The 771-nt window shown below is 67.7% G+C and carries 1 protein-coding gene and 1 pseudogene; both read left to right on the forward strand.

Translation table 11 applies throughout. From position 1 onward, the window contains the following. A partial coding sequence (locus tag U9980_RS18310) for a hypothetical protein (RefSeq protein WP_322769029.1) occupies nt 1-198 on the forward strand: 198 nt, incomplete at its 5' end. A gap of 19 nt (nt 199-217) precedes the next feature. Further along, nucleotides 218-771 (forward strand): annotated as a pseudogene (locus U9980_RS18315) (acyl-CoA dehydrogenase); the annotation flags it as partial.

The following is a 771-nucleotide window of genomic DNA, read 5'->3' on the forward strand; positions in this document are numbered from 1 at the left end:
ATAAGAAGACTCTTACTTCCATTCTCGGAGAATGATATTCTCGCACCTGTTCGCCTGGAATGTCAGCGAGGAGGGCCGTTCGTGGCTTGGATCTCCCAGACCGACCCTGAGATCGTGAGGCCGTTCAGCCCAGCCGACGCGCTGTCCGGTTCGGCGTTCGTCGGCGGGTTCGTCCCCGGAGGTCGGGACGCTCTTTGAGTTCGACGCCGACCAGCAGCTGTGGCAGAAGACCGTCCACGAGGTCCTCGCCAGACAGTGCCCGCCCGCACTGGTCCGGGGGGTCGTCGACGACGGCGTGGAGCCGGCTCCGCTCTGGCGGGTCTACGCCGACCTCGGCTGGACCGAGCTGATCGAACCCGCCGAGACCGTGGAGCTGGCGATCGTCCTGGAGGAACTCGGCTGGGCCACCGACCCCACGCCATATCTGGCGACGATGACATGGTTCGCCCCGCTCGCGCCGGGAGTCCTGCGACCGGGGCAGTCCGCAACGGCGGTTTTCGATGGAGTGACCGCCCGCCGTGACGGCGACGGCTGGCTGCTGGACGGCACCGCGCGCCACGTCCTGGACGGCGACCGCGCCGACTGGCTGGCCGTCGTCACCGAGGTCTCCTTCTCGCAGGTGCGGGTAACCGAGCATGATCGGAGCACCGCGGACCCGGAACGGGCTCGTCATCTCGCGCTCACCGGTCTGGCCCTGGCGATGGTCGGCTCCTGCCGTCGCATCCTCTGAGCTGACTCTCGACCATGTGCGTACGCGTCACCAGTTCGGCG

It is taken from the genome of Protofrankia sp. Cr1 (genome assembly GCF_963555865.1).
Lineage (GTDB): Bacteria > Actinomycetota > Actinomycetes > Frankiales > Frankiaceae > Protofrankia.